Raw genomic sequence first — 23,617 nt, forward strand, 5'->3', positions numbered from 1 at the left:
GATTCTACATCAAGATGCTCAATATGACATTGTTTTATCGTTTCTTTAAAGCCTCCCCTGCATTCTGGCTCTAACAGGTTCGTCCCTGATGGATGAGTCGAGCGAGTATTGAGTGAGTAAGGCAAGTTGAACGCCATTCTTTTGAACGCAGCACAGATTCTTGGCACGAAGGTGCAGGCATTGGCGCGTTTTCATGAACGTTTCTGCCAGCGCTGGACTGAGCAATCGGATGCAGTAGCACTTCGCACTGTCGGCTCGTTAATGCTCATGCCTGCTCTTTTGTTTGCAGCCGTGCTTGCATCGGGCGTTACATCAGATTTTGCAGCCATCTCCATTCTTGCCGCGAGCTTTGCCGGCTTTGCGATGATTCTTTGCGCCCTGAGCCTCATGGGTTTGAGCGGTGCAGTGCTCGGAACACTCAACTTTGTGACCTATGGCGCAGGTCTTGCGGCAATTTCCATATTTGCGAATACTAGCAATGTGGCTCTTTGGATCATGGCCGGAGCCTTGCCTCTGGAAGTTTGGTTCATCAGCCGCAAGCCAATGCCAGTGCTTGCAGCGATTGTGTTAAGTGCGAGCATTTTAAGTGTTCTTGCGCTTAAAGGCGGCATTTCCGTTGCGTTGGCATCGCTGATCGTCATGATACTCTATATTACAAGCCTCATAGCTCGTAGTTTTGCGATCAAAGCATCCGTTGAATCAAAGCCGCTTGCGCAGCCTAAGCCTTTGGTCGCTGACGGCGACCTGCAACTCTCCATGGATATTGAGGGCGTTATCACGCAAATCGCTCCGCAGTCTGCAAAGGTTCTAGGCGTTGAGCCGGAGAACCTTGAAGGCGTCGCATTGATCGATCGGGTTCATGTCGCAGACCGGGTGCAGTATCTCTCGCTTCTCGCAGACCTGCGTTTAGGACGCACACCACGTCCAGCAGATATTCGCCTGCGTATGCTGGAAAATGGCACTCCGGTTTTTCTTGTTTTCCGTATGGAAGGTGTAGCGGCGAACGGGATTATCACGCTGTTCGGACGTTCAATTGAGGGTGAACATAAGCTCATTGAAGAAATTAATGCACTGAAGGCGCAACTTGAAGCTGAACGAATCGGAAAGGGTCGTCTGCTCGCAACCGTGAGTCATGAACTGCGCACGCCATTGAATTCAATCATCGGCTTTTCCGATATGCTGTCGCATGAAATGGGCTGCCAGCTACAGAATGAAAAACAGCGCGAATATGCTGGTCTCATTCATAAATCGGGCCATTACCTGCTCGATCTGGTCAATTCAGTTCTGGATAATTCAAAGCTTGAAACCGGTACTTACAGCATTGAACCACAGAACATCAATTTCCGCGAAGTGGCTGAACTGTGCGCGGCTGTCATGCTGCCGCAGGCCGAGAAAAAGGGCTTGGCCTTTTGTCATCGTGTGAATGTGAGCACCGGCGAGTTGGTAGCCGATCGCCGCGCCGTGCAGCAAATACTGATCAATCTTGCAGCCAATGCGGTCAAATTCACGCAAACCGGCGGATGCGTCACAATTGATGCAGCGCGCGTGATGGTCGATGGACGTCCGCATCTCGAAATTGTTGTGTCCGATACGGGCATTGGCATTGAGCCGGAAGATATGCAGCGTATCGGATCGCCATTCGTGCGGGCCGACAATCATTATACGCGCACACAAGAGGGGAGCGGCCTTGGCCTTTCAGTGGTCAAGGGTTTGGTGGAACTTCATCAGGGCTCAATGCAAATCAAAAGCTGCGTGGGCGAAGGAACGGTTGTAACCGTGCATCTGCCAGTGGCAGGCCCGCAAAAACTGCTCGAACTGGCTTCTTTGGGAGAAGAAGATCAACAACAACTTGGCACGGTTATCGATATGAACCGTCACCAGGGAGAATGGAATAATGACTGGCAGAAAGACGAAAACCGGGAACAAAGCCCAGAGCGGATCGATGCGCAAGCCCGCAAAACGGCATAGCCTCGGTCGCTGCCTGCTTAAGTTCTTTTTCAGTTCGGCTTCGGCGCTGGCGATTTTTGCCGGCGACTTCATTGTGCGTAATCCGGTGCTGACAGGAGGCGCTACGGCATTTGTCGTCGTGTTGGGTTTTGTCTCGGCCAATGCGCTCTGGTATCAGCCTGAAGCGCATAATGCGGTCTTTTTCAAAACGCGTGAGGATCTCGTTTTTAAGGCGACGCCGCGTGCAGTGCTGCCCGGAACGGTTGTTGAGAAAAAGCAGGAAACGGCAAGCGTTGAAACGCCTGAGACTGCCCAGGCGCAACCATCGACTGAAGCCGCAGAATTGTCGCCGGATCGTCTGCAAGTGACGGGTTCAATTGATGAAATGCTGCCTGCGCTTGCGCCTAATGCGGATCTTGAAATCGCGCGGCTGCAACAAAGACTGTTGACACTTGGCATTTATCAGGGTGCGGTCGACGGCTTTACCGGACCACAGACGCGAGAAGCCATTGAACGCTGGCAGGCACTTCAGAAGAAGCTCGGCGTTCCGGCACAAAACGCTGCGGCACCGGCGCAATCGCAAGACGATGTTGCAAAGTTCATTGATCTGGCGGTACCCACGCCGCGGCCAGAGCCTGCTGTGCTGAAAGTCAAAGAAACGGCAAAGCGCGCGCCTGATCTGGCATCGCTGCAAAGCAAACCCGCATCGGAAAAACAACAGGTAGCGGCTGTGGAGCCGCAGGCAAAGATTTCCTCGCAGGATATTGTGCGCGTGCAGGCAGGTTTGAAAGCCTTTGGCAATGAACGGGTTAGCGTTGACGGTGTTCCGGGCAAATCTACGCAGGATGCCATTCGTGAATTCCAGAAACTTTTCAACTTGCGCGTGACAGGTGAAGTCGATGCCGCTTTGATTTCCAAAATGCGTGAAATCGGCCTGATAAGCTGATGCGGTTAACGTCAGACTTTTGGGTTTCCGCATTGATCCGCAAAATACAGGGCGAGGGCGGCTTTGCCTATCTTGCGCGCCGTGGCTCAAAGGAAGCGGGGGCGATCTTTATCAAGGTTAATTCGCGCTTTGGGACATGCGATCTTTACTCGCCTGCACCGCAGACGTCTTATGATGAGAATCACGATGGGGAACGCATGTTTTTGCGCATTCTCCACGAGGTCGACGATATCAAAGCAAGCGAGCGCATGGAGCGTGAAATCCGCTTCGACCCTGATTTATGGCTCATAGAGCTTGAAGATGTGGCCGATCCGACAAGCTTGTTTTCTATTTCACCGGATATTTTATAGGCTTGATCGTATTGTTGCGGAATCGACATCCGCAGCCGTCGCCATCTCACGCAGTTTGCTGCGCAGCATTCTTGACATGTCGTCGGCTTTCCACCGGCGCACGAGCATGACAGCCTTTTCGCGATCAATCGAACGATACATTTGAATGAATTCGCGTAAATGATCGCGGTTGGCGGCAATCGGACCCAGCAGTGCTGACATGATCATGAAAGCTTCGGAAGCCGACATTCCCAGTGCGCGCAGGGCTATTGGCAGATGGGTTTCTGGCCATTGTCCGATGATCCTATCAGCACGATCAAAAGAGACATCAAGCGAATCAGCCAAAGCCGTGCGGAAAATTTGATCGTCAATCAGCAGCGCTGTATCGATCAGATAGTCAGGTGCCGAAAACGATGGCGTCTGGATCGGGCTTTCAGCGACTTCGCTATTTGCGTCTTCCGACGTGACAGGCCTATTTGGTTCAAGGCCTGCGAGATTTTCCTGCAAGGCGAGCAATCGGTCAATCGCGGGATCATTGAAGCTACGCAAAACATTTTTCAGCAAGGGATCGTCAGATTGCCTGCGTGCGACGGCACGGGCATGGTCAATGCCATTTTTGCTGATGATGTCGAGCAAATCTTCGGATCGCAAAACTGCCGAACGCAGCAGGATAGGCGCGGAAATCTCAACCGGTTCGTTTGCTAGCGATAAAACGAGACGGCGCGGCGCGTCTTCTATCTGAGCCAATGCGTGTGCGGCTTGCCGTTTGCCGCGTGTGGTTGCACGTTCAATCAATGGAAATGCCAGATCTTCAAGCTGATGCGCATCGTGGCGGCCCGGACGCGTGATGGAGGCAAACGCAGCTATTGCAGCGCCCAGAAGGTCGTCTGCTTTGCTGCTATCAGCTCTCGAATGTGATTGGCTCCGGTTACCTGAAATCTCTTCCAGGACCCGGAACTGATCGTTTGTCACGCAAAGTTACTCCGGTAGGCTAAAACTATGAACGCGGCCTGCCGCATATCGGCAAACTGGATAATAGGTGTGAAGCCTTAGCAACTCATTAACCGTGCATAAGAAAGCGTCTGTTTTGCAGATAGTTAACTAAGCATGTCTCCCAAAAGTGGAAACCGGTTTTGGGAAAAAGACATGCGTAAAAATAAAAATTGCAAGCGGATCAGCTTGCCTCATATGGTGCGCAGCTTGCTTGCGTAAAGAAGCTTTGCACCTGTTCTCGCCAGCTTGCATCGGGAACGAAGCTGCGTAGAACAACCGCACCTTCGCTGACATTTTGTTCGATGATAACCGAGCGGCCATCATTCTGCACGCCCTCGGCGCGAAGCGCTGCAATGCCAAGCGGATCGGCAATGATCAGATCAAGCTGTCGATCATTCGATACATTGTCATTGAGGCTGTATAGATTATCGCCATTGGGTGCGTAAACTGACAGCGACCAGAAAGGCAGATTGCCTTTTGTTGTGATATGTATCGGGCCGTTCGTCAGATCAAACCGGCATGCCGCCTGTTCTATGAGCGGGTCCTGATCGGTGACAAGTCCCGACTTTTCGGAAAGCATATAGAAGCTATATGGTTCGCCCAAGGCTTCGAGATGCGACCAAGCATTTTTGCTCGAATAAAGCGGGACCAGCAGCAGAACCGCGATATGCACGATTGCAGCACCGATCAGGCCAAGCAGCAACAGGCGGAGTAACTTAGCCACGGCAAGCCTCCAGTATTGCGAGCGGCACGATGCGCGGCATGACGAGATCAATCAGCCCCGACGAACTTGCAGCGGGAGTATCATAAAGCGTCATCACCAGCACGAAGCTTCCGCTTCCATCAACGGGCAACCAGTTATCCGGACTGGCATTCGGCCCCACCGTGATCTCGACGCTGCCGTCATTTTCATAAAGGACGTCGCGTGAATGAAGTGCAGTTGGCAAGCCTTCGCGTGGAGTAATGGGTTCAAGGTTCGATGTCGCCGGATAGAGCGTCCAGAAACGCGCCGATGGTGTCAGGCCCGTGAGGCGATAGCTGCATCCGCGGACTAACTCGCGCCCATTGCTATCCCGACGTGCGTAAAACGGCAGTCCTTCTGCGGTGCCGAGCGCAAGTGATGCTTTGCGTGCCGCGCGCGCTTTTGAATAGGGATCGGCGTCACTTGTGCCAGAAGCGGGATAGGCATTCCATGCCCCAAGCTGCAACTCGCCAAAACCATCAAAATGGTCAAGGGCATAATCGGTCGCCCAGATGCCGCCGCCAATTGCGATTGCCAGTACCGTCATGACTTTGAGGATTGTTTTCAGCATTCTGTGCTCAAAGGACCGATATTTTGGTTCGTGTCGCTAGCGCCGGTACGGGCGGTGCAGTCAGGAATTTGTCTTGCAATTCTTTAAGCGTTTTTGTGGCAACAGGCGACAGAACGCGGGGCGGTGCGGCCATCATTTCCAGTGGACTTCCTGTCGCCGCCAGCTTTGGCTCTGTTGCCTTTGCGGGGGCAGGAAAGGCGGGCGTGATCCCCGGTATCGGCTTTAGTTCTATATTCTGATGGGCATAATTCATCATCCGCTGCCATGCCATTGCGGGCAGAACACCGCCGGTAAGTTCCTTCATTGGCGTGAAATTATCATTGCCAAACCAGACGGCGGCGGTGAAATTACCGGTAAATCCGACAAACCAAGCATCGCGATAGCCTTGCGTCGTGCCTGTTTTGCCGCCAACGCGTGTCATAGGAAGTGCTGCGCGCCGCGCCGTTCCACGTTCTGGCACTTGCACTAGCATGGAATTCATCTCAAAAGCCGCTTTCTCCGAAAGCGCACGATGCGGCTTGGGGGTATCGCGTGAAAAGTCCCAAAGTACTTTGCCATCTGCCGATATGATCTGCGTGAAGCCATGGCGATTGCCTGCCATGCCGCCATTGGGAAATACGTTAAAGCCGGTTGCCTGATCCATCACGGTCATTTCTGATGTGCCAAGCACCATAGTTTTGTGCGCGGAAATGGTGGATTCCACACCCATGGCTTTAGCGAGCGCTACGATGGGGGCTGTTGTGAGGTGATCGCGCGCAAGCCGGACCGGCACGGAGTTGAGCGAACGCACCAATGCTGTTGTGAGATCTACACGTCCGGCAAAGCTGCGGCCATAATTACGCGGCGACCAATTGCCCCAACTCACCGGTGCATCGGAAACGACTGTACTGGGTGTAAGGCCTTTTTCCATCGCCGCTGCATAAACATAAGGTTTGAATGACGATCCCGCCTGCCGCAGCGCTTTGGTTGCGCGGTTGAACTGACTCTGGCCATAATCGCGTCCACCGACAAGCGCGCGTACCGATCCATCATGGGCGATGACCACGGTGGCAGCTTCGGAGACATTATATTCTTTGCCATTCTGGCGCAGATAGAATTCAAGCGATTCTTCTGCGGCCTTCTGAATGTTGCGATCAAGTGTCGTGCGCACGGTCAGCGTATGCTGGGGTACTTTTCCTGCGATTTTTTTGACTTCTTCAAAGGCCCAGTCGAGGAAATAGTCAGGGCTTTCATTCTTGGCGCGGTCGATAATGCTGGCTGGATTGCGACGCGCTACCGCCACCTGTCCATCGCTCATAAAGCCACTTTCGACCATGTTGGAAAGCACAACATTGGCGCGCGCGCGCGCCGCTGGCAGATTGACATGCGGCGCGAATTTCGCAGGCGCTTTGAAAAGTCCGGCCAGCATGGCTGCTTCGGCAAGGCTGACATCTTTAACGTTTTTGCCGAAATAAAATTCGGATGCCGCTGCAATCCCGAATGTACCGCCGCCCATATAGGCGCGGTCGAGATAAAGCTGGAGGATTTCTTTCTTGTTGAGGTTGCTTTCAAGCCAAAGGGCGAGGAACGCTTCCTTGACCTTGCGCTCAAGGGTGCGCTCATTGGACAGAAAAAGGTTTTTGGCAAGCTGCTGTGTTAGGGTCGAGCCGCCTTGTACCACGCCATTTGCGCGCAGATTCTGGTTGAGCGCACGGCTGAGCCCCCAGAAATCAATGCCATAATGATCGAAAAAGCGGCGGTCTTCAGTGCCGAGCACGGCTTTGATAACATGATCTGGCAATTCATCGATTGGCACTGCCTGACGGTGCAAAATTCCGCGCTGGCCTATTTCATTGCCATAGCGGTCCAGGAAGGTAACTGCATAATCGTCCTGCGCACGCCAGTCTTTCTTGGTTTCTTCAAAGGCTGGAATTGCAAGCCCCAGCATAAGGACAGCGCCAATTGTGCCAAGCGTAAAGCCCTCGTCCAGCACTTCCACGACCAGACGCCGAAAGCCGCGAACGCGAAATTTGCGTGAGAAAATAGTGATATTTTCCCACCATTCGCGCGAATTAAAACGGAGATTATAGAGACCGGAATCAATCCAGGCATCAAGCCCGATGAGCCGCGAAACCCGGAAGGGCTTGCGGCTTTTCTTGTCAAAATTTTCATCGGCCGTTTTACGCATGAACTCTACTTTATAGCCGTAAAATTTATGAAACGAGCGCAACCTGCTCCCGGATAATAACAGATTAATAAGCCATAACTCATGTTAATTCGTAAACAGACTTTAGAAATATTGCTAAGAAAAAAATCATAAATAGGAAAATAGTCCTTGACGGCGTCACGGTGCTTTGCTATCAATTAGATACAGTCAGAAAAGTGTGGCTGATGCCGATGAGAGCTTCGATACCCCCGGCTTTTATTGGTGCTTACAAAACCCCGGAAGCAATATGCTTTCGGGGTTTTGTATGAAAAGAGGGTGAAGCTGACGGATATGGCCGTTGAAAACGCAAAAAATTGACGAGTGCCGTGAGGCGCGGGTCAGGCTGGCTTTTTGCCTGCAAATGAAACACGGCATCACACTTTCGGACATGTCACAGCTGATGGGCATTTCTGAAAAAAACTATCGGGATCGTTTGAAGCGTCTTGGTTTTCTTGAACAGATGCACAATAAACCATCCGCCACCGAAAGCGCTCTGCAAAGATTGCAGGCGGAACTTAACAAGCTGATCGATGGTGATGAATTGCCAGACAAGAGCAAGGCTGAAGCCCTGATGGCGCTGGCCAAGGCGGTGAAAACTGTTGGTGACCTTGCTACTGAGACGGAAACTACCACAGTTGATAATGCGGGATCAGTGGTGAGCCTTCATGAGGTCAGACAGGCGCTGATACGCATAGACAGGAGAATTGAAGACCTTGCACAAAGGCACGCGCGGGAAATCGTGGAGCGCGGACTTGACGCAAAATCAGATAATGGCAGCGGATCGCGAATGGCTGATCAGGGCGCGTGACGCGCAATTGCCGCCTTCTGGTAACTGGAGGAATTGGCTTATTCTCGGTGGTCGCGGTTCTGGCAAGACAAGGGCAGGGGCCGAATGGGTATCGGGAATGGCATTGGGGCTTGCGCCATTTTCCAAGAAAGCTTGCAGACATATCGCGCTGGTTGGCGAAACTTTTTCCGATGCGCGTGAGGTGATGGTTGATGGTCCTTCCGGCATTTTGTCGGTGTCGCGGATTTCGCGTCCGCGTTATGAAGCGACACGTCGGCGGCTTCTTTGGGATAATGGTGCGGTGGCTTCCCTTTATTCGTCGGAAGATCCGGATGGTCTACGCGGACCGCAGTTTGATGCTGCATGGTGCGACGAGCTCGCGAAGTGGAAAAACCCGCAGGCCACGTGGGATATGCTGCAATTTGGCCTCCGGCTGGGTGATTTTCCGCGGCAGGTGGTGACGACAACGCCACGTGCTGTGCCTTTGTTGAAAGCCTTAATGACGGAACATTCGGTAGCCATGACGCATATGCGAACAGCGGAGAACTCCGAACATCTGGCTGATGGTTTCATGGAAACCATTAATCAACGCTATGCCGGAACACGTCTTGGACGGCAGGAACTTGACGGCGAACTGATCGAGGAACGCGCAGGCGCTTTGTGGTCGCGCGAGCGGATTGAACAATGTTTCGAAACCTCTGCTCCCGAGCTAGTACGTATTCTGGTAGCAGTCGATCCGCCTGCTTCGTCAGGTAAATCGTCGGATGCCTGTGGGATTGTCGTTGCAGGTATTGATGAAAATGGCTTTGCGCATGTACTGGCCGATGAAAGCATGAACATGGCTAAACCGCATCAATGGGCGCGGCGCGCAATCGCTCTTTATCATTATTATGAGGCCGATGCGATTTTGGCGGAGGTCAACCAGGGGGGCGAAATGGTTGCAGCTGTTTTGTCGGCCGAAGATGCAACCGTGCCAGTGCTAATGCGCCATGCATCGCGCGGCAAATGGCTGCGCGCTGAGCCGGTGGCGGCCCTTTATGAGCAGGATCGTGTTCGCCATGCGGGACGCTTTGCGGCACTGGAAGATGAAATGTGCGATTTCGCACCCGAAGGTCTTTCGACTGGGCGTTCGCCGGATCGTCTGGATGCCCTCGTATGGGCGCTGACCGAACTCATGCTTGGTCACGACCGAAAGCCGCGTATCAGGCGTTTCGGATAACACTCAAAATTATTGGAGAGCCGATATATGGCGTGGAAATTGCCGTGGCGCAGAGCTGCCGCGAAGGCACCTTCATATCCCAATTCGGGGTGCGAGAGAAAAGCCGCGAATGGCTTTGTCGCCCTTCATATGGAACGCGGGCCGACATGGATTGCGCGGGATTATAGATCGCTGGCGCGTGAAGGATTTATGCGCAATCCGGTGGCACATCGCTGTGTCCGGCTGATCGCCGAAGCGGCCAGCAATATTCCGTGGCTGCTTTATGAGGGCACCACCGAGCATGAAACCCATCCGCTGCTTGATTTGGTTGCGCGTCCGCAGGCGGGACTTGATGGCAGCAGTTTCTTCGAGCGGCTTTATGGGCATCTGCTGATTTCAGGCAATGCCTATGTCGAGCGTATCGATCTGCCGAGCGGCAACAGCGAATTGCATCTGCTGCGGCCCGAAAGGGTGACGCTTGAAACGTCGAGCGATGGGTGGCCACAATCGCTCATCTATCGTTCGGGCAATACAAGCAGGGCGGTTTCTTTGGCAGGCTTGGCATCCTCTGGTCTGCACCTGAAATTGTTTCATCCGCTGGATGACCATTATGGTTTTCCACCGCTTGAAGCAGCACTCATGGCGCTTGATCTGCACAATGCAGCCGGTGCCTGGAACAAGGCGCTGCTTGATAATTCGGCACGGCCTTCCGGTGCGCTGGTCTATGCGCCAAAAGATGGCGGCAACCTTACCGAAGAGCAGTTCGACAGGCTAAAGACGGAACTCGAAGAGGGCTATACCGGAGCATCGGGCGCTGGCCGACCACTGCTTCTTGAAGGTGGGCTTGACTGGAAAGCCATGGGCTATAGCCCACAGGATATGGATTTCATCGAAGCGAAAAATGGTGCTGCACGCGATATTGCACTGGCGTTTGGTGTGCCGCCCATGCTGCTCGGCATTCCGGGCGATAATACCTATGCCAATTATGCAGAAGCCAATCGCGCCTTTTATCGCCTGACCGTGCTGCCGCTGATTAATCGTACTGCCAAGGCGTTTGGCGGCTGGCTGGGGCCGTTGTTTGGCGGCGATTTGCGGCTCGAACATGACATCGACCAGATTGAAGGATTGTCGCTGGAACGCGAGTCGCTCTGGCGTCGTGTTTCGGAAGCTTCATTCTTAAGTGACGACGAAAAACGCGATGTGGTTGGTTATCAGCCGCGTGCAGAAAGGAGAGTACCGTGAGCAATCTAAGCGAAACCGTCATGACGTCCGATGCAACCTTGGTTTGGTTTGCCAAGATTGCCGGAGCCGTCGCAGGCTCTGCCGTGTCGCTCGCCTATATGCTGCCCAACGGCAAACGCGAGGCAGGCATCCGATTTGCGGTCGGTATCATCTGCGGCATGGTTTTTGGCGGTGCGGCAGGCGTAAAAATCGCGAAGACATTATCACTCGAAGCTCTTCTTGGTCGCGCTGAACTGATGCTGATGGGGGCGACTGCCGCAAGCCTTGCGGCGTGGTCGGTGCTCGGCATTCTCAAGCGCTTTGCTGAGCGGGTGAAGCATGCACCGCTTCCCGGACTTCCAACTTCTCAAAGGAGCAAGAATGATAAAGCTTGAAACCAAGCGTGCATCACTCGCTTTGAGTGAAGTTGAAATCGATGGCAGTTTTTCCGGCTATGCCAGCGTTTTCGGTCTGCCTGATCTTGGCAATGATATTATCGAAAAAGGCGCTTTTGCAAAATCGCTTTTGACCCGCAAATCGTCTGGCGTTCGGATGCTTTGGCAGCATGATGCAGGCGAACCGATTGGCGTTTGGACAGATATTCGCGAAGATGCACGCGGTCTTTATGTCGAAGGCAGACTTGCCAAAGGTGTGGCCCGCGCACGCGAAGCACTCGAACTGATGCGGGCCGGTGGCCTGGATGGACTTTCCATAGGCTTTCGCACTGTGAAGGCGCGAAAGGATGCACGCACCGGCTTGCGACACATTGTTGAAGCGGACCTCTGGGAAATCTCGGTGGTGACGTTTCCGATGCTGCCGCAGGCGCGCATCAACAATCTAAAAGCGGATTTGCCAACGATAAGAGAATTTGAACGCTGGCTCACGCGGGATGCGGGGTTGAGCCGTTCTGCTGCACGTCTGGTGATAGCCAAGGGCTATTCAGCACTTGCAGCCTTACAAGGTCGGGATGAGCGGGACGCTCTCAACCCCGAAGATCAAGGCCTTGCGCAGCGTATGCGCGCCGCCTGCAAGATGATGTCTTTTAACTAAATCAGGATCAAAAATGAACAACACTCATACAGTCCCGCTCGAAACCAAGAGCGTGGAAACGAAGGCGCTTGGCGCTAATCTGGGCAATGACGGCGATGTATCCGAAGCATTTGACGAGTTCATGACAGCTTTCTCGGCTTTCCGTGAAGCCAATGATGAGCGTCTCAAGAAGGTCGAAAAAAGTGCTGATGTCGATGTGCTTTTGCGCGAAAAAGTTGATCGTATCAACCGTGCAATTGATGAGCAAAAACAGGCGCTGGATCAGTATGTGCTGAAAAGCGCACGTCCACAGCTTGGCAAAGTGGCACTCGTTGAAAACCGCGAACACAAGCAGGCGTTCGATGGTTATGTTCGCCGTGGTGATGAGCAGTTGCTGCGCGGCATTGAACAGAAGGCGCATTCTTATGCCTCCGGCCCTGATGGTGGCTATCTAGTGCCAGCGGAACTCGAAACCGAAATTGGTCGGAGATTAGCGGTGCTGTCGCCAATCCGTGGCATTTCAAGTGTGCGTCAGGTTTCCGGCGCTGTGCTGAAAAAGCCGTTCTCGGTCAGCGGTCCGGCGACCGGCTGGGTGGGCGAAACCGATGCACGTCCGCAGACGGCTTCGGCAAAGCTCGCAGAATTGCAGTTTCCAACCATGGAAATCTACGCCATGCCAGCGGCAACCTCTTCGCTGCTTGATGACGCCGCCGTCAATGTCGAACAGTGGATTGCCGAGGAAGTGGAAGCGGCCTTTGCCGAGCAGGAAGGTGCCGCCTTCATCAGCGGTAATGGCGTCAACAAGCCAAAGGGCTTCTTGAGTTATGACACGGTTGAAGATGCAGGCTGGGAATGGGGCAAGATCGGCCATATCGAAACCGGCGTTGCGGGTGGCCTGCCTGTAGCCGACCCATCCGATAAGCTGATCGAACTCATCTATGCGCTGAAAGCCGGTTATCGCCAAAACGCCAATTTTGTGATGAACAGAAAAACGCAGAGTGTCCTGCGCAAGCTCAAGGATGCTGACGGCAATTATCTCTGGCAGCCACCATCGGCTGTTGGCGAGAAAGCTTCGTTCATGGGCTTTGGTTTGGTCGAGGCCGAGCATATGCCGGACATCGCGGCCGATGGCACGCCGATTGCTTTTGGTGATTTCGAGCGTGGCTATCTGGTGGTCGATCGCATCGGTGTTCGCGTGTTGCGCGATCCATATTCCGCCAAGCCCTATGTGCTTTTTTATACGACCAAGCGCGTTGGCGGCGGTGTTCAGGACTTCGATGCGATCAAGCTTCTAAAGTTTGCTGCATAACAATCTTAACAACGCGCATGCCGAAAACCGCTTCACACTTTTCGGGATGCGCTTTTAGCAGCGGTTTTGCTGCAATTCTGCATCGCTACCCTGCCGGTTTTGGCAGCTAGATTCAAATTGCAAACGCGTTGAATCTTTTTCTGGGGTGCCATGCGTAACTATCTGATTTGAGAGTTATTTTAAGGGGAAAATAAAATGACAATGTTTCTTGTCACGCCGCCGGCGCTTGAGCCGGTGACGGTCGCAGACGCGCGCGCATTTTTAAGAATTTCGACCGAGAGCGAAGACGATATTCTACGCCGCATCATCAAGACGGCACGTGAACTTGTCGAGGCCGATACGGGGTTAGCACTTATCGACCAGACCTGGCGTCTGCGGGTTGATCGCTGGCCGCGTTCGGGTCGTCTGGCGCTGTTCAAATATCCGGTCAAGGCTGTAACCGCCGTCGTTGCTTATTGTTCGGACGGAATTGCGATCAGCATGGAACCAGAAGAATTCATGCTCCAGCACGGTCGTCGTCCGCAGCGTGTTTACATGGCGCAATATCCTGATGCGCAGTCCTTCTGTGGGCTTGAGGTGGACTTTATTGCGGGCTTCGGAGAGACCGGTGTTGAGGTGCCAGATGCGCTCAAGCAGGCGATATTCACGCTGACCGCACATCTTTATGAGAACCGCGCTGGCCTTGATGGAGCAAAATCTGAGCTTCCACCGATGGTCGGCCAGATGGTCGATAGCTGGCGGCGCATATCCCTATGAACAATGTGTTGTTTATTGACCCGGGTCAGCTCACCACAGAGTTGGCTCTGGAAGCCATGCATCCGATTGCCGACGGGATGGGCGGCTATCGCGAAACATGGGTCGAAACATCCACCATATGGGGACGCATCGAACCCGTATCCACAAATCAGCGTGATTTTGGCATTCGGCCACGCCCAGAAATAACCCACCGTATTCTGGTGCGTTATCGCGAGGATGTTTCCGCTGACAAACGTTTCCGTAAGGGCGGGCGGATTTTCACGCTGCGTTCCGTGCACGAACCGGATGAGAGCGGGCGTTATCTGATCTGTCTTGCAGTGGAGGAAGGGCGGTGAATGTGAACATGAAACTGACATTTGATGGCCTCGTTCGCGCGCTTCGTTTCAAACAGTTGGCGCTGCGTGAAGACATTGCCATCGGAGGACTGGGTGCTCGATACGAGCCGGAAAAATTTAGAGGGGAACAGAATGGAGAACGGCGCGGCAGCATTGCAGAAGGCACTTTATGAGGCCTTGAAGAATGACGATGAACTGATTGAAACGCTTGGTGGTGAGCATGTTTATGACCATGTCCCACCCAAAACAGCATTTCCTTATGTCACGCTCGGCGAGACGTTAAGCAAAGACTGGAGCACGGCGAGCGAGCCGGGCGGCGAGCACTTTCTCAATATCCAGATTTGGGCGCGTGAGGCGGGTCGTAAACGCGTGCTTGATATTGCTGGGCGCATTGCCACACGTCTTGATGAAGAGCCACTCGAGATCGATGGTCATCGCGTCGTCAATCTCATGCTGACGGAAGTTCTGGCGCGTAATACCGATGGATTCGGCAGCTATCTTGGCACCATGCGCTATCGTGCAGTGACCGAACCCTCTATTTAATTCAGGAGCATAGAATGGCAGCTCAACGTGGCAAGGATATTTTGCTGAAGATTTCGCGTGGTAGCGAACAGTTTGAAACCTGCGCAGGCCTGCGCACCAAACGTATTGCTTTCAATGCGGAAACCGTCGATGTGACAGATGCCGATGCAGCGGGACGATGGCGGCAATTGCTAGCCGGAAGTGGCGTGCAACGCGCTTCGGTCAGTGGATCGGGCATCTTCAAGGATGCCGCATCGGATGCTTTGATCCGGAGCATTTTTTTTAATGGTGAAATCCGCGACTGGCAGATTGTTCTGCCCGACTTTGGCACTGTTACAGGCATGTTTCAGGTTGTAGCTTTGGAATATGGCGGCAATCATGATGCCGAAGTGACGTTTGAAATTGCGCTCGAATCCGCAGGCCTGATCGCTTTCGGAGATGCGCTATGATGATCAACCGCCATCGCGGCGAGGTTGCGGCAAAACTCGATGGTCGCGACTGGACACTCTGCCTGACGCTTGGTTCGCTGGCGAAACTCGAAGCCGCTTTTGAGGCAGATAATCTATCGGACCTGATTTCGCGCTTTTCCGGTGGTAAGCTTTCTGCCTTCGATATGCAGCGGATTATTTGCGCTGGCTTGCATGGAGGCGGGCATGATGTGTCTTTTGAAGACGTGGCCGATATGCGCGCCGATGGTGGCGCAAGCGGCTATGCCCGCATTGTTTCTGCACTCCTGACTGCCACCTTCGGGACAGCAGAAAGCGATTCCCTTTCAAACCCTTAAATGCCGCAGTTGAATCAGCTCCTTCACGTCAGCCTTTTCCCTGGGATGAGGTGATGCGTGCGGGCTTTGGTTTGCTGCGGCTTTCTTCGAAAGACTTCTGGGCCATGACCCCACGCGAGCTCGCAGCCGTTCTTCGACCGACCTCGCACAGCATGAACGTTCCTTCGCGCGCAACATTTAACGCGCTGATGCAGACCTTTCCCGACAGGTGATTTAACATGACAGATGAAACCGTAACCGTTTCCGTCGAGGCGGATACGAGCGCATTTGATCGCGCATTGACCGACCTCGAAAAACGCTCATTAAGCTTCGGCTCAAGCCTGACGACAGCGCTCAAAGGCGCTATCGTCTCCGGCAAAGGCCTGGAAGATGTGCTGCGCGGCCTTGCAAGCAGTCTAGCTGGGTCAGCCTTGTCGGCTGGTCTGCAGCCATTGCAGAATCTCGGCTCATCGCTGATGTCGGGTGTGCTTGGCGGCATCCGTGGCATTATGCCATTTGCCAAGGGCGGGGTGGTCTCAAGTCCGACTTATTTTGGCATGGGCAATGGCTCGCTGGGGCTGACTGGCGAGGCTGGCGCGGAAGCGATCCTGCCGCGTGCACGCGGTGCCGATGGCAGGCTGGGTGTCGCCACAGGCGGAAATGGTGGCAAGCCGGTGCAGGTTGTCTTCAATATGACTTCTCCAGATGCTTCGTCCTTCCGCAAGTCCGAAGCGCAGCTTTCGACCATGCTGGCAGGAGCCGTGCGTCGCGGCGCACGGAGAATGTGATATGGAAGCCTTTGACGATATTCGTTTCCCGCTCGGTGTTTCCTTTGGTGCGACCGGCGGGCCGGAATGGCGCAATGAAATTGTCACGCTCACCTCGGGGCTGGAAAAGCGCAATGCGCGCTGGGCGCATTCACGCAGGCATTTTGATGCAGGCACAGGCTTGCGTTCGCTTGACGATCTGAAAACCGTGCTGGCCTTTTTCGAGGCCCGACGCGGTTCCCTTCATACGTTTCGCTTTCGCGATCCGTTCGACTTTTCGTCTGCCACAGCAAGTGCTGCACCCTCGCATATCGATCAGGTGATCGGGACGGGTGATGGTGTCACCAGCAGCTTTCAATTCGTCAAGCATTACGAGACTTATAATCGCCCGATTAAGCGCCCCGTTGCGGGCTCTGTGGTGGTTGGCGTGGACGGCATAAAGCTTGATGAGGGCGAGGCTTTCACCGTTAATCTCACCACTGGCATTGTCACTTTTACACCTGATTATGTGCCGCTCGCAGGAAAGCGTGTGAGTGCTGGTTTTCTGTTCGATGTGCCGGTCCGCTTTGACACGGACCGCCTCACAGCCAGCATCGCTTCGTTTCAGGCAGGCGAAATTCCATCCATTCCCATTATTGAGGTGAAGGCATGATCCCGGTTCCGATTGCGCTTGAATCACATTTGAAGGGCGAGGTGACAAACCATTGCTTTGCATGGCTTATAAGGCGTTCTGACGATGTTGTTCTTGGGTTTACAGACCATGATTCAGCGCTGGTGTTGGGCGGTGTTCTGTGTGAACCGCTGACCGGATTAAACAGCAGCGAAGCCACCACCACGCTTGGCCTCTCTATTGCCGGTGGCGAGGTCGAAGGCGCACTTTCATCGCAGCGCATAAGCGATGGTGATATCGAGCTTGGCCGCTATGACGGCGCTATTGTTGAAAGCTATCTTGTCAACTGGAATGCACCCCAGCAGCATATGCTGTTGCGGCGCTGGACAGCAGGCACGATCAGCCGTTCAGGCGGACACTTCGTGATGGAATTAAAAGGTGCTGCCGCAGCTTTCGACGCCGTTTGCGGGAGGCGGGTTCTGCGTCAATGCGATGCGGTGCTGGGCGATAAGCGCTGTGGCGTGAATACCGATGATCCGCGTTTTTCTGCGATCGGTTCAGTCATAAATTCGAGTGGCGTGACGCTCACAGTTACAGGCATTGAGGGCTTTGCAAGCGGCTGGTTCACGCAAGGTTTTCTCACTTGGTGGAGTGGCGAAAATGTGGGTCGATCGTTGCGTATTCTTGCGCATAGCGGCAATAGCCTGAACCTGATAGAGCAGCCAGTATTGCCCGTCGCCGCAGGCGACAGTTTTCGTGTCGTTGCGGGCTGCGACAAGAGCTTTGTCACCTGCAAGGCGAAATTTGCCAATGGCACTAATTTTCGCGGCTTCCCGCATCTTCCCGGCAATGACGCCGCTTTTGCCTATGTCAGCGGTGGCAATGAATATGACGGGAGCGCACTTGTCCCATGATGATTGCACATAGAGTTTTTGCGGAAGCCGAAAGCTGGATCGGCACGCCCTACCGGCATGGCGCTTCAACGCGCGGCATAAGCTGCGATTGTCTTGGATTGGTGCGTGGTATCTGGCGTGCGCTTTATGACGATGAACCAGAAAATCCGGGTGTCTATGCGCCGGACTGGGCGGAAGCCGCATCCGGCGATCCGCTATTTGAGGCGGCCAACCGGCATATGCAACGCCGATCCGATAATAATCCTCAACCGGGTGACTTGCTCGTCTTTCGATGGCGTTCTGACGTGTCGGCCAAGCATCTCGGCATTATGGCAAATGAGAACCGCTTCATTCATGCCTATGAAGGCCATCATGTGATGGCATCCGCGCTGGTGCCGCAATGGCGCAAGCGCATTGCCGGAATTTTCATCTTCCCCGAACTGAAAGTATAAGCAATGGCGACTATCGTTCTGCAAGCGGTTGGTGCTGCCGTTGGCGGTATTTTTGGCCCTGTGGGCGCAGCTATCGGTGCAGGCCTTGGTGCTATGGGTGGCTATGCCATCGATACGGCAATCATCAATTCCACCCGTCATATGGAAGGTGCACGCCTCAATGGCGGTCGCGTGGCAACAGCCGAAGAGGGTGCTGCATTGCCATTCGTTTACGGCACAGCACGGCTTTCCGGCACGCTGATCTGGGCGACGCGTTTTGAGGAAAAAAAGACGACCGAGCGGCAGGGTGGCAAGGGTGGTCCGAAAGTCACCAGTTACAGCTATTTTGGCAATGTTGCCTATACGATCGCCGAGGGTGAGATTGCTGGCGTTCGTCGTGTTTGGGCCGATGGGCAGGAGCTTGACCTCACCGAGATCGAGATGCGGATCTATCACGGCACGGATACGCAAGAGCCGGACCCGCTGATCGAAGCCAAGCAGGGCACGGGTAATGCACCCGCTTATCGCGGCACAGCCTACGTGGTTTTTGAGCGCATTCCGCTCGATACATTTGGAAATCGACTGCCGCAGTTCCAGTTCGAGGTTTTGCGTCCTGTCGGAAAGCTGGCGCAGAATCTCCGTGCCATTGCGCTTATTCCGGGTTCCACTGAGTTCGGCCTCTCACCAGTCGCTGTCTCGGATCAACCTTCGCCGGGCGAACGCCGCACGCTTAATCGCAATGCGAAGCGCGGTCGCAGTGACTGGGCCACCGCCATGGACGAATTGCAGGCGCTCTGTCCGCAATTGCAGCATGTGGCTATTGTTCTGCCGTGGTTTGGCGATGATCTGCGCGCGGGTTCGTGCCAAATTCGGCCGGGTGTTACGCATCAATCTTCATTGTCGTCGAGTCATACATGGAAGGTCGAAAATGTCACACGCTCACAGGCACGTCTGATTTCGAAGAGCGGTGAGGGCGCTGCTTATGGCGGCACACCATCCGACCAGAGCGTGATCGATGCTATCCGTGATGCGAAAGCGCGTGGTCTTAAAGTGACCTTCTATCCGTTTATCATGATGGATGTTCCCGCGGATAACCAATTGCCATCGCCCTATGGCGGGATAGGGCAACCCGTCTATCCATGGCGCGGACGAATTACGTGCCACCCGGCAATCGGCGTGACAGGCTCGCCCGACAAAACGCTTGAAGCAGGCAATCAGGTCGAGGCTTTCGTCAATGGAACATGGGGTTACAGGCGTTTTCTGAATCATTGTGCAAATCTTGCCGTGCAGGCGGGTGGCGTCGATGCATTTCTGCTTGGGTCCGAATTGCGTGGACTGACCAGCATTCGTGACAGCCGTGACAGCTTTCCATTCGTCACGCATCTTTGTGCGCTTGCAAGTCATATGAGTGCGAAGCTTGGAGCGGGTTGCCGTATCAGTTATGGCGCGGACTGGACCGAATATTTTTTTTATCAGGCGCAGGACGGCACAGGCGATCTCTACTTCAACCTTGATCCGTTGTGGTCGCATCCTGCAATAGATGCCATTGGCATCGACAATTATATGCCGCTTTCTGACTGGCGCGACAGCGATCTTGACGGCGACAATCCCGATGGTTTTGAGGGGCCTTATGATCTTGATGGCCTTACGCAAAGCGTCGAAGCGCGTGAAGGTTTTGACTGGTATTATGCCAGTAGTGAGGATCGCGCAGCGCGTATCCGCACACCGATTACCGACGGACTAGCGGACAAGCCATGGGTCTATCGCTACAAGGATATTCGCGCCTGGTGGAGCAATCCGCATTATAATCGGGTCGATGGTGCGGAGGCAGCTTTATCCACCGGCTGGGTGCCGCAATCCAAGCCCTTCTGGTTTACGGAACTGGGATGCCCGGCAGTCGATAAGGGACCGAACCAGCCCAATGTGTTTCCCGATCCAAAATCGTCTGAAAATGCCACGCCTTATTTTTCGAACGGTTCGCGCTCCGACATTGCAATGGATCGCTTCCTGCGCGCGCATTACCAATATTGGCCGCAGCATAATCCGGTCTCGTCTGTCTATGGCGGACCGATGCTTGATATGGATCGCATTTATCTCTGGGCATGGGATACAAGACCGTTTCCAGAATTTCCGCTGAAGGGCGATGTGTGGGGGGACACACCAAACTGGCGGCTGGGTCATTGGCTCAATGGCCGCATGAGCGGTGTTGCGCTGGACGAGCTTATTGCAGCAATTCTCACGGATTTTGGTTTGCCGCAAGCCGATTGTTCCGGCGCAGACGGTCATCTGACAGGCTTTGTGATTTCAGAACCATCAACAGCGCGTGGCGCGCTTGAACCATTGATGAATGTCTTTGGTGTGCATGGCTTTGAGCAGGCAGGGAAATTTATGTTCCGCAGCATTGGTCGTGCAGCGCAGACGCTTGATGTGGCAGGCGAGCTGGTCGATCCACAGGATGGTAATGCGCTGACCTCTGTTCTGGAAGATCAGGGGGATCTACCTTCCGTGGCGGAGCTCTATTGTAATGATCCTCTGCGTGATTTTCAGGTGGTAGGTGCATCGGTACGGCGCGATGCAGGACAGGGTACAGAAAGCCTAAGTCTTTCTGGTTCTATGGAAGCGGGGCAGGCGACGGCACTGGCTGAAAGCTGGATGGCGCGCCGCTATGCCGAGCGACGCACAGCTAGCTTTTCATTACCATGGTCGCAAGCAGCCCTTCATGTGGGTGATCGCGTACGGCTTAACATTCTGGGTGGCGGACGCGATTATGTGGTATCGGCGTTCGAAGATGGTGAGGTGCGCACGGTCAAGGCAATAGCACTTGCGCCCAATGTCGTCTATGCCGACAGAGGTGAGACACCGCAGCTTCCACCAACCGGATCTGTTTCCGATATGAAGCCGATTTTTCATTTGATTGATCTGCCGCTCTGGCCGGGGGCGGAGGATCCCGCTGGTCAGTTCCGTATTGCTTGTCATGCAAAGCCATGGCGCGGCGTGGCGATCTATGCCTCTCCTTCCGATAACGGTTTTAGCGAGCGCAACCTGATCGGGCAGCGTGCGGTTATGGGAGAACTCACCGCACCGCTTGGACGCGGTCCCTGTGGACGAGTGATCGATGCGCAGATCATAGACATAGCGCTTTATTCGGGCGAACTGGAATCAAAGCCAATCGCGCAAATCCTCAATGGCGCAAATATGGTCATGTTGAAATCTCCCGATGGAATATGGGAGATTCTTCAGTTTCTTGAAGCTGAGGAAATCGGACAGAATCAATGGCGACTAAGCCGTCTCCTGCGTGGTCAACTTGGCACGGAAGCAGCAAGCCTGATCGAAAAGCCAGTTGGCACGCCATTTGTGCTGTTTGATGGCGGCGTACAAAGCATTGGTTTGCAGGCCAGTGAGATCGGGCTGGAACTCAACTGGCGAATAGGTGCGGCGGGAAAATCATTCTCGGATGAGTATTTTGACACTGTAAAAGCCAGCGGTGGTTTGCAAGCCTTGAAACCACTAAGCCCCGTACATCTCAAGGCGGAGCGGCTTGGCAATGGCGATCTGTCGTTTCACTGGATCAGGCGTGGACGCATAGATGCCGATAGCTGGATGGGTGCTGATATTCCACTGGGTGAGGACGCGGAAACCTATCGGATTGAAGTCTGGCGGGCGGAAATGCGTGTTCGGACTTTGGACGTACAAACGGCATCGTGGACCTATCCGAATGCCGCAATACTAGCTGAGGTCGGCACCAATAGTTTCGAGCTGCGGGTTGCTATGTTGAGCGCAAAAATAGGCGCTGGCGATTTTGCCACAATCGAAATTCCGAACACGATTTGAAATGGAAGGAAGTTTCATGACCGAAGATAAACCTTGGTATCTTTCCCGCACCATCTGGGCCGGATTGGTGGCGCTTTTTCTGTCGTTGGCCGGCGCTTTCGGCTTCATCAGCGATACCGTAGATCAGGGTGCATTGACTGATGTATTGCTGCAACTTGCTACCGCAATCGCTGGTCTAATCACAGTTTTTGGGCGGATTGGGGCAACTTCGCGCATTTCATAATTTCATAAACCGTGATAGCAAAGTTCTGAAAATAGCCTGATACCGGAATATTGACGGATGTTCCGGATAATATTATGCGTGAAAACAATAGTTTAGAATGGCCTCAGTCTGAGGTCATTTTATGGGAAAAATTCCTTTGTGTCGATCAGATAAGCGCATTGTTCATGCATCGTTCAGATGAAAGACGCTATATAAGGGGCATGATGAAACAGAACCCTGCTCTCAAAATTTTCGCGCTTCTGGCCGTTAGCATTGGTCTGTTGCCGGTTAACGCTGGCGCCTTTCCAACTGCCACACTACAGAAGTCCAATATGCTGGTTGCCGCCGCAGGTGATTGTGCGGCCATCGGTGAACAAGTGGCTGCCTCTCAGGGTGGCCAATTGGCTAAGGCAACGCCGACCACACAGAATGGTCGCGCCATGTGCGTGGTCGTGGTGCTCGTCCCCGGTCGCGACGGTGAACGTCCGCGCCGTGTCGAAGTTGCGGTTCCTGCACAGTAATCGGCTTTGCTACGGAACATAGGCGAGGAAATATGGCTTGCGTATCCTGATCGTTGAGGATGACAAGGACCTGAACAGGCAGCTTTCGGATGCGATGGCTGCCGCAGGTTATGTCGTTGATAGTGCTTATGACGGCGAGGAAGGTCATCATCTGGGCGACACTGAACCCTATGATGCGGTTATCCTCGACATCGGCTTACCGCAGATGGATGGTATCAGTGTGGTCGAACGCTGGCGGCGCAGTGGTCGCACTATGCCCGTTCTCATGCTTACCGCGCGTGATCGCTGGAGCGATAAGGTCGCAGGCATCGATGCCGGTGCCGATGATTATGTAGCCAAGCCGTTTCATATCGAAGAAGTGTTGGCCCGATTGCGCGCATTGATCCGCCGCGCAGCCGGACATGCTTCATCTGAACTGGTTTGCGGCTCTCTGCATCTCGATACCAAGACCTCGAAGGCAAGTGTCGATGGCGTAGCGCTCAAGCTTACATCCCATGAATATCGGCTGTTGTCTTACCTGATGCACCACATGGATGAGGTCGTATCGCGCACTGAACTCGTGGAGCATCTTTACGATCAGGACTTTGATCGTGATTCCAATACGATTGAAGTTTTTGTCGGTCGTCTGCGCAAGAAAATGGGCGTTGACCTCATCGAAACGGTGCGTGGTATGGGCTATCGCATTCGCTCAGACGAGCAAGGAGATGCGAAAGGGAGCGGGAACTGAAG

At 53.9% G+C, this 23,617-nt stretch carries 27 protein-coding genes and 1 pseudogene; 24 read left to right on the forward strand and 4 right to left on the reverse strand.

What is annotated here, in order from left to right:
* Positions 1-126: 126 nt before the first annotated feature.
* The 3 genes from CEV31_RS08465 to CEV31_RS08475 are packed head-to-tail and all read left to right on the forward strand — an operon-like array spanning position 127 to position 3,243.
* Entirely contained in the window at positions 127-1,968 is a 1,842-nt protein-coding gene (locus CEV31_RS08465; protein ID WP_094506627.1) for an ATP-binding protein, read from the forward strand.
* Positions 1,943-2,893: a peptidoglycan-binding domain-containing protein gene (locus tag CEV31_RS08470; protein WP_094506628.1), complete on the forward strand. Its 951-nt coding sequence runs from the start codon at positions 1,943-1,945 to the stop codon at positions 2,891-2,893. The genes CEV31_RS08465 and CEV31_RS08470 overlap by 26 nt, the downstream gene beginning before the upstream one ends.
* Positions 2,893-3,243, forward strand: coding sequence for a DUF1491 family protein (locus CEV31_RS08475; protein ID WP_094506629.1), 351 nt, complete (start codon positions 2,893-2,895; stop codon positions 3,241-3,243). The genes CEV31_RS08470 and CEV31_RS08475 overlap by 1 nt, the downstream gene beginning before the upstream one ends.
* Here the strand turns inward: CEV31_RS08475 and CEV31_RS08480 are convergent.
* The 4 genes from CEV31_RS08480 to CEV31_RS08495 all read right to left on the reverse strand — a co-directional run bounded on the left by CEV31_RS08480 (position 3,238) and on the right by CEV31_RS08495 (position 7,695).
* Complete coding sequence (locus tag CEV31_RS08480; protein WP_094506630.1) at positions 3,238-4,194, reverse strand: DUF2336 domain-containing protein; 957 nt, start codon at positions 4,192-4,194, stop codon at positions 3,238-3,240. The two genes, CEV31_RS08475 and CEV31_RS08480, sit on opposite strands and share 6 nt — an antisense overlap.
* 202 nt (positions 4,195-4,396) lie before the next feature.
* A complete protein-coding gene (locus CEV31_RS08485; protein ID WP_094506631.1) occupies positions 4,397-4,939 on the reverse strand; it encodes a DUF1254 domain-containing protein in 543 nt (180 codons plus the stop codon).
* A complete protein-coding gene (locus CEV31_RS08490) occupies positions 4,932-5,528 on the reverse strand; it encodes a DUF1214 domain-containing protein (protein ID WP_094506632.1) in 597 nt (198 codons plus the stop codon). Before CEV31_RS08490 ends, CEV31_RS08485 begins: the two co-directional genes overlap by 8 nt.
* A 7-nt stretch (positions 5,529-5,535) precedes the next feature.
* Entirely contained in the window at positions 5,536-7,695 is a 2,160-nt protein-coding gene (locus CEV31_RS08495; protein WP_094506633.1) for a transglycosylase domain-containing protein, read from the reverse strand.
* Between the two features lie 316 nt (positions 7,696-8,011).
* Here CEV31_RS08495 and CEV31_RS08500 point away from each other — a divergent pair, with 316 nt between their 5' ends.
* The 21 genes and pseudogenes from CEV31_RS08500 to CEV31_RS08595 all read left to right on the forward strand — a co-directional run bounded on the left by CEV31_RS08500 (position 8,012) and on the right by CEV31_RS08595 (position 23,615).
* Positions 8,012-8,521, forward strand: coding sequence for a hypothetical protein (locus tag CEV31_RS08500; RefSeq protein WP_094506634.1), 510 nt, complete (start codon positions 8,012-8,014; stop codon positions 8,519-8,521).
* A complete protein-coding gene (locus tag CEV31_RS08505) occupies positions 8,484-9,719 on the forward strand; it encodes a DNA-packaging protein (protein ID WP_094506635.1) in 1,236 nt (411 codons plus the stop codon). Before CEV31_RS08500 ends, CEV31_RS08505 begins: the two co-directional genes overlap by 38 nt.
* Before the next feature lie 27 nt (positions 9,720-9,746).
* On the forward strand, positions 9,747-10,940 hold the full coding sequence (locus tag CEV31_RS08510) for a phage portal protein (RefSeq protein ID WP_094506636.1): 1,194 nt from the start codon (positions 9,747-9,749) through the stop codon (positions 10,938-10,940).
* Complete coding sequence (locus CEV31_RS08515) at positions 10,937-11,314, forward strand: DUF6107 family protein (RefSeq protein WP_094506637.1); 378 nt, start codon at positions 10,937-10,939, stop codon at positions 11,312-11,314. The genes CEV31_RS08510 and CEV31_RS08515 overlap by 4 nt, the downstream gene beginning before the upstream one ends.
* Positions 11,301-11,969 carry an HK97 family phage prohead protease gene (locus tag CEV31_RS08520; RefSeq protein ID WP_094506638.1) on the forward strand — a complete coding sequence of 223 codons (669 nt, stop codon included), beginning with the start codon at positions 11,301-11,303 and terminating at the stop codon, positions 11,967-11,969. Before CEV31_RS08515 ends, CEV31_RS08520 begins: the two co-directional genes overlap by 14 nt.
* A gap of 13 nt (positions 11,970-11,982) precedes the next feature.
* Positions 11,983-13,257, forward strand: coding sequence for a phage major capsid protein (locus tag CEV31_RS08525; RefSeq protein WP_094506639.1), 1,275 nt, complete (start codon positions 11,983-11,985; stop codon positions 13,255-13,257).
* A 195-nt stretch (positions 13,258-13,452) separates the two neighbouring features.
* The gene (locus CEV31_RS08530; protein ID WP_094506640.1) at positions 13,453-14,013 is read left to right on the forward strand and encodes a head-tail connector protein; all 561 of its coding nucleotides are present in this window, start codon (positions 13,453-13,455) and stop codon (positions 14,011-14,013) included.
* A complete protein-coding gene (locus tag CEV31_RS08535; protein WP_094506641.1) occupies positions 14,010-14,348 on the forward strand; it encodes a phage head closure protein in 339 nt (112 codons plus the stop codon). Before CEV31_RS08530 ends, CEV31_RS08535 begins: the two co-directional genes overlap by 4 nt.
* An 8-nt stretch (positions 14,349-14,356) precedes the next feature.
* The gene (locus CEV31_RS21070) at positions 14,357-14,521 is read left to right on the forward strand and encodes a hypothetical protein (RefSeq protein ID WP_169717319.1); all 165 of its coding nucleotides are present in this window, start codon (positions 14,357-14,359) and stop codon (positions 14,519-14,521) included.
* Positions 14,481-14,891 carry a DUF3168 domain-containing protein gene (locus CEV31_RS08540; protein ID WP_094506642.1) on the forward strand — a complete coding sequence of 137 codons (411 nt, stop codon included), beginning with the start codon at positions 14,481-14,483 and terminating at the stop codon, positions 14,889-14,891. The genes CEV31_RS21070 and CEV31_RS08540 overlap by 41 nt, the downstream gene beginning before the upstream one ends.
* 14 nt (positions 14,892-14,905) lie before the next feature.
* On the forward strand, positions 14,906-15,319 hold the full coding sequence (locus tag CEV31_RS08545) for a phage major tail protein, TP901-1 family (RefSeq protein WP_094506643.1): 414 nt from the start codon (positions 14,906-14,908) through the stop codon (positions 15,317-15,319).
* Positions 15,316-15,654 carry a gene transfer agent family protein gene (locus CEV31_RS08550; protein ID WP_094506644.1) on the forward strand — a complete coding sequence of 113 codons (339 nt, stop codon included), beginning with the start codon at positions 15,316-15,318 and terminating at the stop codon, positions 15,652-15,654. Before CEV31_RS08545 ends, CEV31_RS08550 begins: the two co-directional genes overlap by 4 nt.
* Before the next feature lie 44 nt (positions 15,655-15,698).
* Positions 15,699-15,866 (forward strand): annotated as a pseudogene (locus tag CEV31_RS08555) (rcc01693 family protein); the annotation flags it as partial.
* A gap of 6 nt (positions 15,867-15,872) precedes the next feature.
* Complete coding sequence (locus CEV31_RS08560) at positions 15,873-16,421, forward strand: phage tail tape measure protein (RefSeq protein WP_094506646.1); 549 nt, start codon at positions 15,873-15,875, stop codon at positions 16,419-16,421.
* A gap of 1 nt (position 16,422) precedes the next feature.
* The gene (locus CEV31_RS08565) at positions 16,423-17,052 is read left to right on the forward strand and encodes a DUF2460 domain-containing protein (RefSeq protein WP_094506647.1); all 630 of its coding nucleotides are present in this window, start codon (positions 16,423-16,425) and stop codon (positions 17,050-17,052) included.
* Positions 17,049-17,924 carry a DUF2163 domain-containing protein gene (locus tag CEV31_RS08570; protein WP_094506648.1) on the forward strand — a complete coding sequence of 292 codons (876 nt, stop codon included), beginning with the start codon at positions 17,049-17,051 and terminating at the stop codon, positions 17,922-17,924. Before CEV31_RS08565 ends, CEV31_RS08570 begins: the two co-directional genes overlap by 4 nt.
* On the forward strand, positions 17,921-18,355 hold the full coding sequence (locus CEV31_RS08575; RefSeq protein WP_094506649.1) for a C40 family peptidase: 435 nt from the start codon (positions 17,921-17,923) through the stop codon (positions 18,353-18,355). The genes CEV31_RS08570 and CEV31_RS08575 overlap by 4 nt, the downstream gene beginning before the upstream one ends.
* Before the next feature lie 3 nt (positions 18,356-18,358).
* Positions 18,359-22,165, forward strand: coding sequence for a baseplate multidomain protein megatron (locus tag CEV31_RS08580; RefSeq protein ID WP_094506650.1), 3,807 nt, complete (start codon positions 18,359-18,361; stop codon positions 22,163-22,165).
* Between the two features lie 16 nt (positions 22,166-22,181).
* Positions 22,182-22,388 (forward strand): hypothetical protein, encoded by a 207-nt coding sequence (locus CEV31_RS08585; protein ID WP_094506686.1) that lies wholly within the window; start codon positions 22,182-22,184, stop codon positions 22,386-22,388.
* 203 nt (positions 22,389-22,591) lie between these two features.
* Positions 22,592-22,888 (forward strand): hypothetical protein, encoded by a 297-nt coding sequence (locus tag CEV31_RS08590; RefSeq protein ID WP_094506687.1) that lies wholly within the window; start codon positions 22,592-22,594, stop codon positions 22,886-22,888.
* A 37-nt stretch (positions 22,889-22,925) separates the two neighbouring features.
* A complete protein-coding gene (locus tag CEV31_RS08595; protein WP_094506651.1) occupies positions 22,926-23,615 on the forward strand; it encodes a response regulator transcription factor in 690 nt (229 codons plus the stop codon).
* Positions 23,616-23,617: the final 2 nt, after the last annotated feature.

Source organism: Brucella thiophenivorans, assembly GCF_002252445.1.
Taxonomy (GTDB): domain Bacteria; phylum Pseudomonadota; class Alphaproteobacteria; order Rhizobiales; family Rhizobiaceae; genus Brucella; species Brucella thiophenivorans.

Bases quoted from the DNA above. Each gene is read 5' to 3' on its own strand.
- CEV31_RS08470 (WP_094506628.1), top strand. From the start codon at position 1,943: ATGCGCAAGCCCGCAAAACGGCATAGCCTCGGTCGCTGCCTGCTTAAG.
- CEV31_RS08475 (WP_094506629.1), top strand. From the start codon at position 2,893: ATGCGGTTAACGTCAGACTTTTGGGTTTCCGCATTGATCCGCAAAATA.
- CEV31_RS08490 (WP_094506632.1), bottom strand. From the start codon at position 5,528: ATGCTGAAAACAATCCTCAAAGTCATGACGGTACTGGCAATCGCAATT.
- CEV31_RS08495 (WP_094506633.1), bottom strand. From the start codon at position 7,695: ATGCGTAAAACGGCCGATGAAAATTTTGACAAGAAAAGCCGCAAGCCC.
- CEV31_RS08505 (WP_094506635.1), top strand. From the start codon at position 8,484: ATGGCAGCGGATCGCGAATGGCTGATCAGGGCGCGTGACGCGCAATTG.
- CEV31_RS08510 (WP_094506636.1), top strand. From the start codon at position 9,747: ATGGCGTGGAAATTGCCGTGGCGCAGAGCTGCCGCGAAGGCACCTTCA.
- CEV31_RS08520 (WP_094506638.1), top strand. From the start codon at position 11,301: ATGATAAAGCTTGAAACCAAGCGTGCATCACTCGCTTTGAGTGAAGTT.
- CEV31_RS08525 (WP_094506639.1), top strand. From the start codon at position 11,983: ATGAACAACACTCATACAGTCCCGCTCGAAACCAAGAGCGTGGAAACG.
- CEV31_RS08530 (WP_094506640.1), top strand. From the start codon at position 13,453: ATGACAATGTTTCTTGTCACGCCGCCGGCGCTTGAGCCGGTGACGGTC.
- CEV31_RS08535 (WP_094506641.1), top strand. From the start codon at position 14,010: ATGAACAATGTGTTGTTTATTGACCCGGGTCAGCTCACCACAGAGTTG.
- CEV31_RS21070 (WP_169717319.1), top strand. From the start codon at position 14,357: ATGAAACTGACATTTGATGGCCTCGTTCGCGCGCTTCGTTTCAAACAG.
- CEV31_RS08540 (WP_094506642.1), top strand. From the start codon at position 14,481: ATGGAGAACGGCGCGGCAGCATTGCAGAAGGCACTTTATGAGGCCTTG.
- CEV31_RS08545 (WP_094506643.1), top strand. From the start codon at position 14,906: ATGGCAGCTCAACGTGGCAAGGATATTTTGCTGAAGATTTCGCGTGGT.
- CEV31_RS08550 (WP_094506644.1), top strand. From the start codon at position 15,316: ATGATGATCAACCGCCATCGCGGCGAGGTTGCGGCAAAACTCGATGGT.
- CEV31_RS08560 (WP_094506646.1), top strand. From the start codon at position 15,873: ATGACAGATGAAACCGTAACCGTTTCCGTCGAGGCGGATACGAGCGCA.
- CEV31_RS08565 (WP_094506647.1), top strand. From the start codon at position 16,423: ATGGAAGCCTTTGACGATATTCGTTTCCCGCTCGGTGTTTCCTTTGGT.
- CEV31_RS08570 (WP_094506648.1), top strand. From the start codon at position 17,049: ATGATCCCGGTTCCGATTGCGCTTGAATCACATTTGAAGGGCGAGGTG.
- CEV31_RS08575 (WP_094506649.1), top strand. From the start codon at position 17,921: ATGATGATTGCACATAGAGTTTTTGCGGAAGCCGAAAGCTGGATCGGC.
- CEV31_RS08580 (WP_094506650.1), top strand. From the start codon at position 18,359: ATGGCGACTATCGTTCTGCAAGCGGTTGGTGCTGCCGTTGGCGGTATT.
- CEV31_RS08585 (WP_094506686.1), top strand. From the start codon at position 22,182: ATGACCGAAGATAAACCTTGGTATCTTTCCCGCACCATCTGGGCCGGA.
- CEV31_RS08590 (WP_094506687.1), top strand. From the start codon at position 22,592: ATGAAACAGAACCCTGCTCTCAAAATTTTCGCGCTTCTGGCCGTTAGC.